Origin of the sequence: Amaricoccus tamworthensis, from assembly GCF_049800875.1 — a bacterium.
Lineage (GTDB): Bacteria > Pseudomonadota > Alphaproteobacteria > Rhodobacterales > Rhodobacteraceae > Amaricoccus > Amaricoccus tamworthensis.
On the sequence record NZ_JBNAFV010000018.1, the window covers coordinates 73704 to 89638 of the forward strand.

The 15935-nt window shown below is 63.6% G+C and carries 14 protein-coding genes; 6 read left to right on the top strand and 8 right to left on the bottom strand.

All coding sequences use genetic code 11. The features are described from left to right. Position 1 precedes the first annotated feature (1 nt). Positions 2–2086, bottom strand: a complete 2085-nt coding sequence (locus ACP15P_RS20060; protein ID WP_424930262.1) for a hydantoinase/oxoprolinase family protein — start codon at positions 2084–2086, stop codon at positions 2–4. Positions 2087–2459: 373 nt separating this feature from the next. Here ACP15P_RS20060 and ACP15P_RS20065 point away from each other — a divergent pair, with 373 nt between their 5' ends. Together ACP15P_RS20065 and ACP15P_RS20070 are read left to right on the top strand one after the other, a co-directional pair. Then, complete coding sequence (locus tag ACP15P_RS20065) at positions 2460–2714, top strand: ribbon-helix-helix domain-containing protein (protein ID WP_424930263.1); 255 nt, start codon at positions 2460–2462, stop codon at positions 2712–2714. Next, on the top strand, positions 2701–2991 hold the full coding sequence (locus ACP15P_RS20070; protein WP_424930264.1) for a type II toxin-antitoxin system RelE/ParE family toxin: 291 nt from the start codon (positions 2701–2703) through the stop codon (positions 2989–2991). The genes ACP15P_RS20065 and ACP15P_RS20070 overlap by 14 nt, the downstream gene beginning before the upstream one ends. A gap of 139 nt (positions 2992–3130) precedes the next feature. Here the strand turns inward: ACP15P_RS20070 and ACP15P_RS20075 are convergent, their stop codons facing one another. The 4 genes from ACP15P_RS20075 to ACP15P_RS20090 form a co-directional block, all read right to left on the bottom strand. Next, on the bottom strand, positions 3131–4087 hold the full coding sequence (locus ACP15P_RS20075; RefSeq protein WP_424930265.1) for an ABC transporter ATP-binding protein: 957 nt from the start codon (positions 4085–4087) through the stop codon (positions 3131–3133). Beyond that, the gene (locus tag ACP15P_RS20080) at positions 4084–5979 is read right to left on the bottom strand and encodes a dipeptide/oligopeptide/nickel ABC transporter permease/ATP-binding protein (RefSeq protein ID WP_424930266.1); all 1896 of its coding nucleotides are present in this window, start codon (positions 5977–5979) and stop codon (positions 4084–4086) included. Before ACP15P_RS20080 ends, ACP15P_RS20075 begins: the two co-directional genes overlap by 4 nt. Next, positions 5976–6923, bottom strand: a complete 948-nt coding sequence (locus tag ACP15P_RS20085; protein ID WP_424930267.1) for an ABC transporter permease — start codon at positions 6921–6923, stop codon at positions 5976–5978. Before ACP15P_RS20085 ends, ACP15P_RS20080 begins: the two co-directional genes overlap by 4 nt. Positions 6924–7140: 217 nt before the next feature. Continuing rightward, positions 7141–8709 carry an ABC transporter substrate-binding protein gene (locus ACP15P_RS20090; protein WP_424930268.1) on the bottom strand — a complete coding sequence of 523 codons (1569 nt, stop codon included), beginning with the start codon at positions 8707–8709 and terminating at the stop codon, positions 7141–7143. Positions 8710–8812: 103 nt separating this feature from the next. Between ACP15P_RS20090 and ACP15P_RS20095 the strand changes: the two genes are divergently transcribed. Next, positions 8813–9493, top strand: a complete 681-nt coding sequence (locus tag ACP15P_RS20095) for a DUF1028 domain-containing protein (protein ID WP_424930269.1) — start codon at positions 8813–8815, stop codon at positions 9491–9493. Between the two features lie 398 nt (positions 9494–9891). After that, a complete protein-coding gene (locus ACP15P_RS20100) occupies positions 9892–10464 on the top strand; it encodes a hypothetical protein (RefSeq protein WP_424930270.1) in 573 nt (190 codons plus the stop codon). 146 nt (positions 10465–10610) lie between these two features. Here the strand turns inward: ACP15P_RS20100 and ACP15P_RS20105 are convergent, their stop codons facing one another. Beyond that, entirely contained in the window at positions 10611–11732 is a 1122-nt protein-coding gene (locus tag ACP15P_RS20105) for a TauD/TfdA family dioxygenase (RefSeq protein WP_424930271.1), read from the bottom strand. 722 nt (positions 11733–12454) lie between these two features. On the opposite strand from ACP15P_RS20105, the gene ACP15P_RS20110 reads away from it, so the two are divergent. Both ACP15P_RS20110 and ACP15P_RS20115 read left to right on the top strand, forming a co-directional pair. Continuing rightward, positions 12455–12964, top strand: coding sequence for an RrF2 family transcriptional regulator (locus ACP15P_RS20110; RefSeq protein ID WP_424930272.1), 510 nt, complete (start codon positions 12455–12457; stop codon positions 12962–12964). An 11-nt stretch (positions 12965–12975) separates the two neighbouring features. Next, positions 12976–13431 carry a carboxymuconolactone decarboxylase family protein gene (locus ACP15P_RS20115; protein ID WP_424930273.1) on the top strand — a complete coding sequence of 152 codons (456 nt, stop codon included), beginning with the start codon at positions 12976–12978 and terminating at the stop codon, positions 13429–13431. A 39-nt stretch (positions 13432–13470) separates the two neighbouring features. Here the strand turns inward: ACP15P_RS20115 and ACP15P_RS20120 are convergent, their stop codons facing one another. Beyond that, positions 13471–14568, bottom strand: a complete 1098-nt coding sequence (locus tag ACP15P_RS20120) for a tRNA-dihydrouridine synthase (protein ID WP_424930274.1) — start codon at positions 14566–14568, stop codon at positions 13471–13473. A 46-nt stretch (positions 14569–14614) separates the two neighbouring features. Next, the gene (locus tag ACP15P_RS20125) at positions 14615–15772 is read right to left on the bottom strand and encodes an IS110 family RNA-guided transposase (protein ID WP_424930275.1); all 1158 of its coding nucleotides are present in this window, start codon (positions 15770–15772) and stop codon (positions 14615–14617) included. Positions 15773–15935: the final 163 nt, after the last annotated feature.

A 15935-nucleotide genomic window follows, 5' to 3' on the forward strand; every position in this document is an offset into this window, starting at 1 on the left:
CTCACGCTCCTTCCCTGATCATCACGTCGATGCACCCGTCCGGCTGGCGCACCGCATCGCGGCTTGCCGGCACGATCACCGTGGTCTCATCCTCCGTCACCGCCGCAGGCCCCGAAATCCGCTGACCGGTGCCCAGATCGCAGCGCGCAAAAACGCCCGCCTCCACAAACTCGGCAGAAACCGGATCAAATATCCGCCGCGTCTCAGCAGGCGCCACAACCTCATCCCCGGCCCCCGCCGCAATCCGCTCCACCGGCTCCGGCGCGGTCGTCGCATTCACCGCCCAGACGGTAATCTCCACATCCATCCCCGTCACGACCCGCCCGAACAGCCGCTCGTAATCCGCCTCGAACAGGGCCTGGTAGCGCGCCGCATCCGGTGCCTCCGCATCCCGCGTCTCCAGCACCACCGGGATCTCCCAGCCCTGCCCGGCATAGCGCATGTAGACCCGGAACTCCGCGAAGATCTCCGCTTCCGCGTCACAGTTGCGCACAAACCCCGTGGCCTCCGCCCGCAGTTCATCGAGCAGCCCGCGGATCGCCTCCGGATCAAACTCCGAGAGCCGCATGTAAACCGACCGGTTCGCCTCAAAACTGAACGGCGCGCGCAAAAACCCGATGGCCGAGCCAACACCGGCCCCCGGCGGCACCAGCAGCCGCGACACCCCCAGCTTCTCACAGAGCCGCCCCGCATGCAGAGGTGCCGCCCCGCCAAAGGCAATCATGGTGTACCCGGCCAAATCCTCGCCATTTTCCACCGCATGCACCCGCGCCGCATTGGCCATGTTCTCGTCCACAACCTCCGCCAGCCCAAACGCCGCCTCATCCACCTCCATGCCGAGCGTCTCACCCAGATGCCTCGTCAGAGCCCCCTGCGACGCCTCCGCATCCAAACGGATCGACCCGCCCGCGAAATTCTCCGGATCAAGCCGCCCCAAAACCAGATCCGCATCGGTGACCGCCGGCCGCTCGCCACCCTGCCCGTAACAGGCCGGTCCCGGCTCCGACCCCGCGCTTTCCGGCCCTACCCGGATCTGGCGCATCGCATCCACATGCGCGAGCGACCCGCCGCCCGCGCCGATCTCCACCATGTCGATCACCGGAATGGAAATCGGCATCCCCGATCCCTTCTTGAACCGGTAGGTCCGCGCCACCTCAAACACCCGCGAGGTCTTCGGCACCTGGTTTTTGATCAGGCAAATCTTGGCCGTCGTCCCGCCCATGTCAAACGACAGAACCTTATCCAGCCCATACCGCGCCGCGATATTCGCCGCAAAAACCGCGCCCCCCGCCGGGCCGCTTTCCACCAGCCGCACCGGGAAATCCGCCGCATTCTCCAACGAAATGATCCCGCCGCCCGAATGCATCAAAAACACCGGACAGACCGCGCCCTCATCCGCCAGCCGCCCCTTCAGACGGCCCAGATAGGACTTGATCAGCGGCTTGATATAGGCGTTCGCCACCACCGTATTGAACCGCTCATATTCCCGCATCTGCGGCGACACTTCCGAGGAGATCGACACCATCACCCCCGGCAGCCGTTCCTCCAGAACCTCCCGCACCATCCGCTCATGGGCATCATTCAGATACGAATGGATCAGCCCCACCGCCACGCTCTCAAACCCGGCACCCGCGATGTCATCAGCCAGCGCCTCAACCTCCGCGCGGTCGAGCGGCACCAGCACATTGCCGCCCGCATCCATGCGCTCATTCACCACAAACCGCTGCTGCCGTGGCAGCAGAGGCTCGGGCAGCTCCAGGTTCAGGTCATACTGCTCAAACCGGCTCTCGGTGCGCATCTCGATGACATCGCGAAAACCCTTCGTGGTGATCAGCGCCGTCCGCGCCCCCCGCCGCTCGATCAGCGCATTGGTCGCCAGCGTCGTGCCATGAATGATCTGGTCAATCTCGCCCGGCCCAATCCCCGCCGCCGCACAGACCTGTCCCATCCCGTCGAGTATCGCGTCCTCCGGAGCGGCATAGGTGGTCAGAACCTTGGTCGAAAACCGCGCCTCGCCCACCTCCAGCACAACGTCCGTAAACGTCCCGCCAATATCCACACCCAACCTGATCCGTTCCTGCCCCATTAGCCCCGCCTGTCTCGCTGTTCAGGGCAGCTAATCAGGCATCGCAGGCGGCTTCAATTGGGAAGTTCCCCACGCGTGTTTCCCCCCGAGGGCATCGCTCCCCTCGGAGAAAGGGCGCCCAGGTTCCAAAGCGCTCCATTACACCGGTTTCTCAGAATACGGGCTGTCTATTACCGCCCTCCCACCTCAACCCTCCCGCCCGGTGCCCGCACCGGGCAGCGCCCGACCCTCCCCCAGGAGGGCGCTATCGCACCCCCCAGGGTCAGGCGCCGCCCTCAGTGCATGGGCGGAACCGCTTGAGCCAACGCAATTGCCACACCCTCACAAATGATGTAAATTCGCATCACAACCGCATCACACGCAGCCCGGCAAAATGGCAAAACGCGCAAGCCTCTCGATCACCGAACCCAACGAACGCTGGATCCAGTCCCGCATCGACAGCCAGGAATTCTCCAGCCGCAGCGAGGTCGTCAACGACCTTATCCGCCGCGCCCGCGAGGTTGAGGCCATCCGGGCCCGCCTCATCGCGTCCGAACTCTCCGCCGAAAATGACGGCTGGGTCACAGCCACACCCGAAGAGACCCTCGCGGAATTCCGGGAGACGGCGCACCGGAATGGCAAAATATAGGCTCTCGCCGTTAGCGAAAGCTGATCTCTACGGGATTTGGCTCTACGGAGTGGAAACCTGGGGAATGGACGCCGCCGACAGCTACCTGCAGGCGCTCTACCAGCGCTTCACGGCAATTGCGGAGGAACCCTTGCTTTGGCCGACGGTTGATGACATTCGCCCCGGCTATCGTCGCTGCATACATAAACCAAACAGCATCTACTACCGGATTGCCCAGGATGGCGCGGTGGAGATCATGGCCGTGCTCGGCCGTCAGAACACGGAAACCCGTCTCTAGCCACTATCTCAACCCTCCCGCCCGGCGGCACTGCCGGGCAGCGCCCGACCCTCCCCCAGGAGGGCGCTCCGCACCCACCAGGGTCAGGCGCCGCCCTCAGGGCAAGGGCGGAACAGCATGAGCCTTGCTTCCAGGAACCTCACCCTACCGGATGAAAACACGCCGCCCGGTGCCCCTCGCCCATCTCCACCAGCTTCGGCACCTCCCGTCCACAGCGCTCCGTGGCATTCGGGCACCGCGCCCGAAACGCACAGCCCGTGGGCGGGTTCAGCGGATCGGGCAGCTCCGTGTCCACGCCCTCCGGCGCCCTTAAGGCCCGCCCTACCACCGGCGCACTGTCCGCCAGCAGCTTCGTGTACGGATGCTTCGGCCGCGAGAATATATCCTCCGCCCGGCCCACCTCGACCACCGCCCCAAAATACAGCACCGCCACCCGGTCCGACACCGCCTCCACCACCGCCAGGTCATGACTGATGAACAGATACGTAAGACTTAGCTCCTCCTTCAACCGCGCCAGCAAATTCAGAACCTGCGCCTGCACCGACACGTCCAAAGCCGAGACCGGCTCGTCCAAAATCAAAATCCGCGCCTCCGCCGCCAGGGCCCGCGCAATCCCGATCCGCTGTGCTTGGCCGCCGGAAAACTCGTGCGGATAGCGCTCCAGAAACTCCTCGCGCAAGCTGACCGTATCGAAAATCTCCCGAATACGCGCGTCCCGCTCGGCCCGGCCCATCCCGTGCAGGTTCTTCAGCGGCGCCTCCATCACCTGCCGGATGGTCTTGCGCGGATTGAGCGAACTGATCGGATCCTGAAACACATACTGAATGCGCTTCCCAAACACCGCCGGGTCCGCGTTATCAAGCGCCGCTCCCTCGATCTCGATGCTCCCCGTCGTGACCGGCAACAGCCCCACCAGCATCCGCGCCAGCGTCGACTTTCCGCAACCGCTCTCGCCCACGATACCCAGCGTCTCGCCCTGCTCCACGGTCAGATCCACCGGCTGCACCGCCCGCACAAGCCCCTTCGGCTTTCCAAACAGCGTCCGGCCCACCTCAAACGTCTTCGAGAGATCCGTCAGTTTCAGCGCCGCACTCATGATGAAACGGCCTCCGCCATCCGCTCGTTCTCAGGGTAAAGACAGCGCACCCGCCGCGCGCCCTCCGCCGGCCCTTCCAGCGGAATATCCCCCCGCTGGCAGTAATCACGCGCCTTGTGGCACCGCTCCGCAAAGGCACAGCCCTCGGGCAGCTTATCAACCACCGGCGGCAGACCGGGAATCGCCGCCAGTTTCCGCCGCCCCTCGCCCAGTTCCGGCACGCAGGCGATCAGCCGCTTGGTATAGGGATGCGCGGGCGTGGCCAGAACCTCCCCGGTCGGCCCCTCCTCCACGATCCGGCCCGCATACATCACCGCCACCCGGTCACAGAGCTGCGCCACCACGCCAAAATCATGGGTGATAAACACAATCGCCAGCCCGCGCGCCTTCCGCAGATCATCGAGCAGCGCCAAAATCTGCGCCTGCACCGTTACATCGAGCGCCGTGGTCGGCTCATCGGCAATGATCACATCCGGCTCATTCGCCAGTGCCATCGCAATACCAACCCGCTGCCGCATCCCCCCCGACATCTCATGCGGATAACTGTCCACCCGGCTCTCGGCATTCGGAATCCGCACCGATTTCAGCAGATCAATCGCCCGGCTCCGCGCCTCCGCGGATGACACGTCATGGTGACAGCGGATCGCCTCCACAAGCTGATCGCCCACCTTATAGAGCGGATGCAGCGTCGCCAGCGGATCCTGGAAAATATACGCCACCCGGTCCCCGCGCAGCGACCGCAACTTCGCATAGGGCGCCCCGATCAAATCCTCGCCCTTATACCGTACCGCGCCCCCGGTAATCACCCCCGGCGGCGAGGCCACCAGCGACATGACACTCAGCGCCGTCACCGACTTGCCCGACCCGCTCTCGCCAATGATCCCCAGACACTCGCCGGGATGCACCGTCAGGCTCACGCCCCCCACTGCCTTGTAAACCCGGTCCTTCACATGAAACTGCGTCTCCAGATCCTGCAATGCCAGAATACCATCACCCTCGCCCGCCTCCGGCACCGACTTCCGGTCCACCAGCGTCGCCGGCATCGGACGGCTCAGCGCCCCCGATTTCAGACGCGGATCCAGCGCATCCCGCACCCCGTCGCCCAGCAGGTTGATGCTCATCACGATCACCAAAATCATCACCCCCGGCACCACGGAGGTATGCGGATTGGTGATCAGCGCCGACCGCGCCTCACCCAGCATCGACCCCAGATCCGCCTGCGGCGGCTGCGAGCCGAGGCCAAGGAACGACAGCCCCGCCGTCTCCAAAATCATCCAGCCAATCGTGGTGGACATCGCAATCACGATCACCGGCACCACATTGGGCAGGATCTCGGTCAGAATGATCCGCCCGTTCCCCATCCCCGCCAGCCGCGCCGCGTCCACAAACTCCTTATGGGCGATCCCCACCGTGATCCCGCGAATGTTCCGCGCAAAAAACGGCACATTGACGGCGGCCACGGCAATCAGCGCGTTCATCAGCCCCGGCCCAAGCGCCGCCACAATCGCCAGCGCCAGCAGGATATACGGAAACGCCATCAGCATATCGACGCCGCGCATGATCACGTTATCGGTACGCCCGCCATAAAACCCGGCCACAATCCCGATCGCCGCCCCAATGGTCGCCGCCGCGACCGCCGCCGAAAACCCGACCGCCAGCGAGAGCCGCGTCCCCCACATCAGCCGCGACAGAAGATCGCGCCCCAGATGATCCGTCCCTAAAAACGCCCCCTCGGAAAACGGCGGCAAAAACCGGTCCGCCGTATTGGTCACATCCGGGTCGGCCAGAGGCAGCAGCGGCGTGATCAGCCCCAGAAACACCACCAGCGCCAACACAACGCCGCCCCAAAGTGCCAGCCGGTTGCGGGCCAGAAGCCTGAAAAACGCGCTCATGTCTTGATCCTCGGATCAAGCAGGCTCTGCGCCACATCCACCAGAATGTTAAACAGCACGTAACACGCAGCCACAAACACCACGCCCCCCTGCACGAGCAGAATGTCCCGCTTCAAAATCGCGTCCACCAGCATCCGCCCCACCCCGGGCCACTGGAACACCATCTCGATATAAACGGCCCCGGACAGAACAAACCCCGCCTGAATGCCCAGCACCGGAATGATCGACACCATCGCCGCCTTCAGCGCATGACGCCAGATCACCCCCCGCTCCGAGACACCCTTGGCCCGCGCCGTACGAATGAAATCCTGGCGCAAAACCTCCAGCATGGCCGAGCGCGACAGCCGCGCCACCACCCCCGTCGCCACCACCGCCAGAGCCAGCGCGGGCATGATCAGATGCGAGATCAGATCGGGCAGATCCCCGCCCCCGTAAATCGCGTACATCCCCGAAACGGGCAGCCACCTCAAATTCACCCCGAAGATCAAAATCATCATCATGCCAAGGAAAAACGACGGGATCGAAATGCCGAGCAGCACGGCAAAGGTAATCCCCTTATCCGCCAGCCCGTACTGTTTCGCGGCCGAGACCACCCCGGCCAGAATGCCAAACACCGAGCACAGCACAAACGCCGTCCCGGCCAGGATCAGCGTCGCGTTAAACCGCTCCAGAACCTCATCGATCACCGGCCGGTTGAGGGCAAAGGACTGCCCGAAATCCCCCTGCAGCATGTTGCCGAGCCAGATGAAATACTGCGCCACCAGGGGCTTGTCCAAACCCAGATCACGGTTGAGTTTCTCCACGTTTTCCGGCGTCGCATAGCTTCCCAAAATTGCCGTGGCCGGATCGCCGGGGATCAGCGCCATGATCAGAAACACGATCACCGTGATGCCAAACAGCACCGGAATGGCGGATAGGAGACGCTTCAAAATATAGCCCGTCACGGCACTCCCCCCTTCAATGAACGCCCGTCTCAGCCGTCCCGCCCGGCGGCCACGCCGGGCAGCGCCTACCGCCCCCCTGGGCGGCGCTACGCTACCGCCCGCGGCCGTCGCAGCCCTCCGGCAACACAACCCGCGCCAGGACAGGGCACCACTTACTCAAATCCCCTCAACTCGCCCTGCCCACCTGCGAAAACGGGCCCCGCAGGGCCCGCTCAACTCAGTTCTTCACAACGTCCTTCAGCAGAAGGAAAAACGACGGCTGCAGGCTGAAATTCTCGACCCGGTCGCTCGTGACCGCATTCTGCTTCCAGTTCGCCACAAACACCCAGGGCGCGTCCTCCTGAACGATGGTCTGCATCTCCTGGTAAAGCTCCGCGCGTTTGTCCTGATCGGTCGCCACGCGCGCCTGTTCCAGCAGATCATCCACCTTCTCGTTGGAGTAGTAGCCCGAGTTGAACCCGCCCTGCTCCGGCCACGCATCCGTGCGCAGCGCGAGATAGGGCAGCGTATCCGGGTCATTGGTCATCCAGGCCATCTCGGCCATGTCCGCCTTGCCCTCAAGCCCGGGGTTCACCTGGCCGAGGAAGGTGTTCCATTCATAGGTTTCGATGTTCACGTCGAAACCCACGGCCTCCAGATCCGCCTGGATCGCGGTTCCCATGGCAATCGGGTCAAGCATCCCCGACCCGCCCTCGGTCACATAGAAGGTCAGCTCCGCACCTTCCGCACCGGCCTCGTCGATCAGCTCCTTCGCCCGCTCCGGGTTGTAGGGATAGGGCTCCAGGCTCTCGTTATAGGCCCAGGCAAAGGCGGGCGGCGTCGGCCCCGCGGCCACTTCCGCCGTGCCCTCCAGCACGTCATTGACAAGCGAGGTCTTGTTGATCGCGAGGTTCGCCGCCTGACGCACCCGCACATCCGTAAACGGCCCCTCCTTCGTGTTGAGGATCAGGAACCAGACATGTGGTCCGGCCTGCTCGACCACGTTGTACTGCTCGCCCTCAAACTCGGACAAAGCCACCGGCGGCACCTCGACCATCATGTCGATCCCGCCCGCCAGCATCTCCGCCGTGCGCGTATTGGCATCCGTGATCGGTCGGAACACCACCGCTTCCAGGCTCGGCGCACCATCCCAGTAATCGGGATTGGCCTCGATCACCACGGCCTCGTTCGAGCGCCACTCGGCGAACTTAAACGGCCCGGTTCCCGACGGATTGCGCCCGAAATCCGCACCATGGCTCTCCACCGCCGCGGGCGACACGATCAGACCCGTGGGATAGGCCAGGTTCGACAGAAACGGCGCGTAGGGCGCACTCAGCGTGAATTTCACCGTCAGCGGATCCACCACCTCGACGCTGTCCACCGCCGAGAAAAAGAACGCCAGCGGGAACGGCCCCGTGTCATGGAACGGATGGTTCTCATCCAGCATCCTGTCAAAGTTGAACTTCACCGCCTCCGCGTTGAAATCCGACCCGTCATGGAATTTTACGCCCTCACGCAGATTGAACGTGTATTCCGTCCCGTCCTCACTGATCTCCCAGCCGGTCGCCAGCGCCGGCTCCACCTCCAGCGTGCCGTCGCTGTAGCGCACCAGCCCGTCATAGACATTCATCAGGATCCGGAAATCATTGACCGCCGTCACCGCCGCCGGATCGAGCGCCTTCGGCTCCGCGATCTGACCCACGATCAGGACACCCGGAGGCGTCTGCGCCATCGCGGGCGAAGCCAGCGCCAGGCCCGCAAGTCCCGTCGCGAGCACCGCGCGACGCGTAAACTCAAGGATTTTCATTTCAGGTTGTCCTCTCCGCTGTTGGTCCCGTATTTATCATGATTAATTGCATGAGGCCAAATTTTCATGATAAATACAAGTCTCAATCAGGCGGGATGAGTAAATGACGTTCTCACTTTTGGCCCATGACCCAAAAACAGGCATTTACGGCGGCGCTGCCGCAACGGGCAGCCTTTGTGTCGGGGGCTGGGTCCTGCGCGGTGACGCGGAATCAGGTCTGACCGCCTCCCAGGGCACCTCCCCCAGCACGCTCTGGGGCACCGGCGCGCTCACCCTGATGCGTGAGGGCAAAACCGCCGTAGAGGCCGTCCACGCCGTCACCTCCGCCGATCCCGGCCGCGACCACCGCCAGCTTGCGGCGCTTGAACCCCAGGGCGGCACCGCCGCCTTCACCGGCTCCCAAAGCGTGGATTACGCAGGCGAGGCCGCCTCGGATGGCATCGTCGCCACCGGCAACATGCTCAGCAACACCGACGTTCTGCCCGCCATGATCGCGGCCTTCACCCAGACCGCAGGCGAAATGCCCGACCGTCTGCTGGCCGCGCTCAGGGCCGCCAAAACCTCCGGCGGCGACTTCCGTGGCCTGAAATCCGCCGCCCTCCTCGTGGTCTCCCGCCACGCGCCGCCACTGACCCTGCGCATCGACCTGCACCCCGACGACCCCATCGGCGCGCTCGAACATCTCCACAGCCAGGCCATGTCGGAACCCTACCACTCCTGGACCAAAATGGTCCCGACCCTCGACAACCCCACCCGCGACGGCACCGGCGAGGCCGTGGCCTAAGCGACAGCTCCATCGGCCCAAACCGCTCCGTCACCCCAGCCTGCACCGGCGCCGCCGAAGCAATCGAAAGCGATGCAAAAATTCCCCTGAAGATGCCCCCCTGTCTGTTTCGGAATTGATATCTCAACACGTTTCAGACTGCCCGAATCCTCCAAAGTTATATTGAATGATCCCGCTAAACCGGAATGACGAAAACAAGCGTTTACTCGCCCAGCGTATCCCGCTCACGCGGTAAATGCGACCTGGTGGTCTAATTGAAGACGGTCAAACAGGATGCGCGCAAAAATATTCGGCAGCCTGAAAAAATCCCGGCTAAATCTTTTGCCCATTCGATTCCTGGGTGCTAAGTAAGAATAGTACTTTCAACTACGATTGAATTTTCTGCTGGGGGCAAAGCAATGAAAAAACAAATTCTGGGTGCAATTTTCGCCTTCATTTTGAGTACACCGGCAAGTGCTGCCGTGAAGACCTACGACATTGTAGGACAATTCTCCGGTGGCCAGTTGGGTACGGTAAATTTCGATTTCTCAATTGCGAACGATTTCACGCAAGACATCAACACCACCAGTTCCGGCCTTGTTGTAAATTCTTTAACGTCGTCGGTCGTCTCCGGTGATCCGTTCCCTCTTACCGCAACCCCTGTTCAGTACTACTACTCTTCTTCTTCTGATGTTATATTAATCGGGGGTGGGGAACCATTTTATGTTTCGCGTTTTGACACGGATTTCTTGATTTGGATTTCAGGTTTCACATCAGCGGTACCCAACTACGTTTTGACCCGTGACTCACTGGAGTCACAATATAGTTCGGCCTACGCGACATCGCGGAACGTCACGGTCAGCACTCCGACGCCGGTCCCGGAAATCAGCGCCACTGGCAGTTTAGCCACAACGGCGGCGCTCACGGCCATCATGGTATTTCTGAGGGGCCGCCGAAACCGTCGGCTGGACGACCGCGCGGTCGCAGCCTGACAGCATCAGATACGCTCCGAATTTCAACGGCCCGTCGAGTAATCCTCTCGTGAGAGAAATGCCCGAGCCCTACCATTCATGGACAAAAATGGTCCCGACCCTCGACGGCACGGGTGAGGCCGTGGTCTGAACGGCCCTTCCGAAGTCTACGCCGCCCGGGTCACACCCGCCTGCCGCGACAGCAGGCGCAGCTTCGAGGCAAACTCGCCCCGGTCCACATAGCATCCATGCAGGTGCCTGAACCCGGTGGACGGATCAAACGACTCCCGACCGTGCAGAACCCGGCGGTTGTCGAACACCACCATCTCGCCCGCCTTCAGCTTCAGCGTGATGCGGTACCGCGCGTCCCGCGTCCGCGCCATATAGGCCCGGTACGCCCGGTAATACGCGGGCATCACATCCGCGGGCATGTCGAAAATCCCCGCCAGATGCGCGTTGTAGCGGATCTCGATCACCTCACCCGCGCCATCGAGCGTAATCACCGGCTTGTGCACCTGAATATCCGCCTCGCCATCATGGAACCGGAACGGAATATCCACCGTGGAGAGCAGCTCAAACGCCTCGGCGTCCTCCCGGCGCAGATCCTCCGCCATGGCAAACCCGTCCGCAAAAATCGACCCGCCCCCGGTCGCCTCGTTCGCGAGACAGTGCAGGAACTGATAGCCCGGCGGCACCTCCTGGTTCGGCAGGTCGGTATGCAGCGGCAACGCCACGGAGGTATAGGCCAGGTTGTTCGGATCGGGCTTGTTGATCACCTCGAAGGTGGTGCCGAAATTGGTCTTTCGCAGAAACCCGATCCGCTCCGCCAGATCCACACCGGCCCCGGCCCGGTCCTCCACATGCTCCACAATCGACAGCCCGTCCGCCGCCGTCAGCCGCATCCAGTTTGCAAGCCCCGTGTCATCCCCCAGGATCGACGCCGCGGGTACCCGCGCCACGGTATGCTCCGCCCGCCACAGCCGCGCCTCCACCGCGGCCGGATCAGCCGCCCGCTCCCCGGGCCTGTTCCCCGACAGCAGCGATAGGGCCAAGTCACTAACATGCCCGTCCGCATAGCCAAGCCGCACAACATGGCCCTCAAGCCCCGCCGAGACGAGCACCGGCGTCTCCTCAAGCGAGAGCAGGTCCAGCAGCCGCTCCTGGGTCTGCGGGTGAAACCCCGAAGGGCAGTTGTCGCGCAGCCAGATGGTCGGAAAGTCCGTGGTGGTCGCGTCGGACCAGGTCACGACGAGCGCATCGGCACGCACCGTAAGGTCGTGGATCATCATAATCTATCCAGTTCGTTTGGTTGGTTTCAGGCGTTGAGGTCGAAACTCAGCGCCAGGGCGGCGGCCACCACTCCTGGGTCTTGCCAAAGGGCGCACCCATCGCACGCCACTCCGCCACCAGACCTGTTCGAACCGTTGTCATGCCCGCAATATTACGAACCCGCCCCACCCCGGGCAAGCCCCGCGTTTGGTCAGGGGCGACGCCCGGATCAGCACCCGCCAAACCGTTACCACAACCCGAGGCACGACGCGCCATGCCCGACTTTGGGAGGGCTCCGCCCCTGTAGTTCAGCGCGGGTCGCTCAAACTCCCGGAACAACTGAATTATTGCCGACGTCGCGGATGCCCTCCCGGGGGGAAAGTCGGGCATGGCGCGCCGCGCCTCACGTCAGGCTCCAAAACGCGGAAATGTGAACCCACCCACCCCAGGCACGGAACAGAGGGGCTTCAGCCCCGCCGTGCCTGCGCCGGTCCGGTCCCGAAGGGCCGGCGCCCGTCGACGCTTTCGAACAGCATCGAAGGCAAGAGGTACACGACGCCATAAAACCGCGACGCCCAACCCGCATGGCGCCACCCCCCGGCCCGGCGCAGCCACGGCTCATCGCCAGGTGACGACAGCCGCAAAACCCGCGGCACCTATGCGACCCTCATCCCCCACTTGACGCCCCTGTCACAATCGTGGACAAATAATATCCACGAATCAGACGAAGGCGACCCACCCCGTGAAACTCAGCGACGGCATCGAGCAGGCAATCCACTCCGTTTCCATGCTCGCCACCCTTCCGCCCGGCGACGTGCTCTCCGCCGCGGCGCTGGCGGAGTTCCACGGCGTCTCGACGAGCTACCTGCTCAAACACCTCCAGGCCCTGTCCCGCGCCGGGATCCTCGCCACGATCCCCGGCCCCAAAGGCGGCTACCACCTGGCCCGCCCGCCGGAAAACATCACGCTTCTCGACATCACCCTGGCCGTGGAGGGCCCCGAACCCGCCTTCCGCTGCCGCGAGATCCGCCGCAACGGCCCCAACCCGCCGCCCGACAGCTTTTTCACCGCGCCCTGCCAGATCAACGCCGCCATGCTGCGCGCCGAGCGGATCTACCGCGCCGAACTGGCCAAAACCACCATCGCCGCCCTGCTCGCCCAGGTCGAACGGGACGATGACGGCACCATCGCCGCCCGCGGCTGCGCCTTCCTTGAGGCCAACGCCCGGCACAAAAAACCACGCACCCCATGAAAGGACATCCCATGGACCCCCGCATCGACTATATGAAAGCCGCCCCCGACGCCGTCAAAGCCGTCTGGGCGCTGGAGGAGTTCGTCTCCCGCGATTCCGGCCTCGACAAACGCCTGCTGCACCTGCTGAAAATCCGCGCCTCGCTGCTGAACGGCTGCGCCTTCTGCGTCGACATGCATGTGAAGGAAGCCCGCAAGGACGGGCTCGGCGACCAGTGGATCGCGCTCATTCCGGCCTGGCGCGAATCCGGTGTCTACGACGAGCGCGAACGCGCCGTGCTCGCCTGGACCGACGCCATCACCAATGTCTCCCAAACCGGGGCGCCGGATGCGGATTTCGACCTGCTGAAACCCCATTTCAGCGACGCGGAGATCACCAAACTCACCGTCGCCATCGGCACCATCAACATCTGGAACCGCATGGCCGTGGGCTTCCGGCTGCAACACGCCATCGACCCCACCAACTGATGCCAAAAACCCCGCCAGCCCTGGCGGGGCATCCCGGCGTCAGGCCGGGATCGCGTAACCGCCGTTATAATCCTCGCTCTTGCGCCGGATTTTCGAGTGCTCGACTATCCGCTCCCGCGCGATGCCGCGGAAATCCTCGATCGAGGAATGCCCCTTGGCCTCGAGGTATTCACCCAGATCCCGGGTCAGTTCCTGGATCAGTTGAACCCCGACCCCGCCACTGCCCTTTTCCTCCATCGCCGCCGTGCAGACCTGCAAATTCCCCGCCCCGTGCACGATGAAATTGAACGCCTCGCGAAAGCCTTTGATGCCGCCAATGCCCGAAATGGCTTTGTCAGGATAGGCCCGTGAGATATCCGACACCCGCTGCAGCGCCTGGTGCAGAATGGCCAGCCCGCCCTGCCCGCCGGAGGTGACATAGCCGTCCACCTCCACCTCAAATTTCAGCGTCTCCGGATCCATCAGTGGAAGCGACGGAAACGTGTTGCACAGCGAAATACACGAGGCCCCCGCCTCATAGGCCGCCCCCGCCGCATCCACCAGCGTCGAGGTCGCGGGCGTCAGCTTCACCCAGACCGGCACATCCACCGCCCCGGTCACCGCCGTCAGCACCGAGCGGATGATGTCCTCGTCATTGGCAATATTCGCGCCCATATCCTTGCGGTCCATATGCGGACAGGACATGTTCAGCTCCAGCGCATCACAGCCCACGCCCACACAGGCCCGCGCCAGTTTGCGCCAGTTCTCCATCTCCGCCTCACCCCCGGCGCCCGCCATGATCGAGGCGATCACCATCCGGTCGGGAAAGGTGGTCTTGATCTCCTCCAGATCCGGCAGCCACTGCTCCAGCGGCTGGTCCGAGATCAGCTCCCAGTTCCACGAGGAATGCGACACCGTATCGGGCCGCTTGTAGCGCGACACGTAAGGCTTCACGTCGCTCGCCCGCTGGTAAATCGTCTTCGGCCCCGCGACATTTTCCACGGGATGCAGCCCGATCGTCTTGGTGACAACCCCGCCCCATCCAGCCTCAAAAGCCCTCAGAATTTTGCGCTTGCTCTCCGTCGGCGGCGCGGAGGCCAGCACAAACGGGTTTACGAAATCAAGTCCGGTAAATCGTGTCGTCAGATCAATCGTCATGGCACTTCCCTGTTCTGTTGACTTCAGCACCGCAATTTTTGACCAATTAGTCAATATTTTTCCAACGCACCCCGCCAGCGCCTGTCCAACAGACCGCCAATTGACCTCCTTTGACTGAATTATGTGCAGTTTGCGACGACCGCCCCACGATCCCCCGGCACGGAACAAGGGGTGAAACCCCGCCGTGCCTGCGTCGGACCGCCCCATGGGCAACTGTATCGTTTGAGCGTGGTGTCAGGTGGCGGGCTGCCAGGGTTTCTGGTCGCGCAGGACGGCGTTGGCGATGGTGAGCAGCTTTCGGGCGACGGCCACGGCGATCACCTTGCCCGGCTTTCAGCAGCTTTCGGGCGACGGCCACGGCGATCACCTTGCCCGGCTTTCCCTTCGCGCGCAGGCGTTCCACGAAAGCCGGGCAAAGCCTGCGGTGGCTCATGGCGCTGACCGCTGCCATGTAGAGCCCGCGCCGGATCTGTCGCCTGCCGTCGCCGGTGAACCGTTGTCCACGCCAGCGTCCACTTTCCCGCGCCCGTGGTGCGAGGCCTCCCAGTGAGGCGACCGTGTGGCGGTCGAGCGTGCCCAGCTCGGGCATGTGCGACAGGAGCGTGACGGAGGTCACCCGCGCGATGCCGGGCACGGTCTCGAGCAGGTCGAGCTGCCTCGCAAGACGCGGGTGTGCGGCGACGAAGGCGTCGATGGCGGCCTCGATTTTGCGAATGCGACGGGCGATCGCCCTGAGAGAGGCCGTGATGTCGGCGCGGATCGCGGCGGTGGAGGCTTTGGCAAGCCGGTTTCTTTCCTGCGTTTCCATGCGTTTGAGCTGGTCCCTGCGTCCGGAGAGCTCCGCCAGTTCCGCCCGTTCGGGCAGGAAAACCGGAGAGGGCCCAAACGCGCGTTCCGCCCCCATCCGCGCCAGCATGCGGGCGTCAACACGGTCGGTTTTTGGGAGGTTGAGCGAGCGGGCGAAGTGCCAGGCGTGCAGCGGGTTGACCCTGTGGAAGGGAATTCCCGCCCCCAGGGCGGAGCGCAGCAGAAGCCCGTCGCAGCCGCTCGTGGCCTCGAAGACCACCATGTCTCCGCGGTCGAGTTCCGACAGAAAGCGTTTCACCCCTGCCGGGGTGTTCGCACGGCGGATGTTGCCGCGGCGCGGGTCGAAAATGTCGAGCCAGTCCTTCGAAAGGTCGACGCCAACAAAGATCCGTGTCATCCTGGGTTCCTGTCCATGTCTTCGTGCTCATGCGGCACATGCAACTGTTCAGGCTGGTCAGACCAACCGGCGGCGGCCCAATCCCATGGCCGGGGTCAATCCCCCCAGGCCGACGCACGGGCTCGCCGCCGGTCCCAGGCATACCACATTCACGATAGACAGG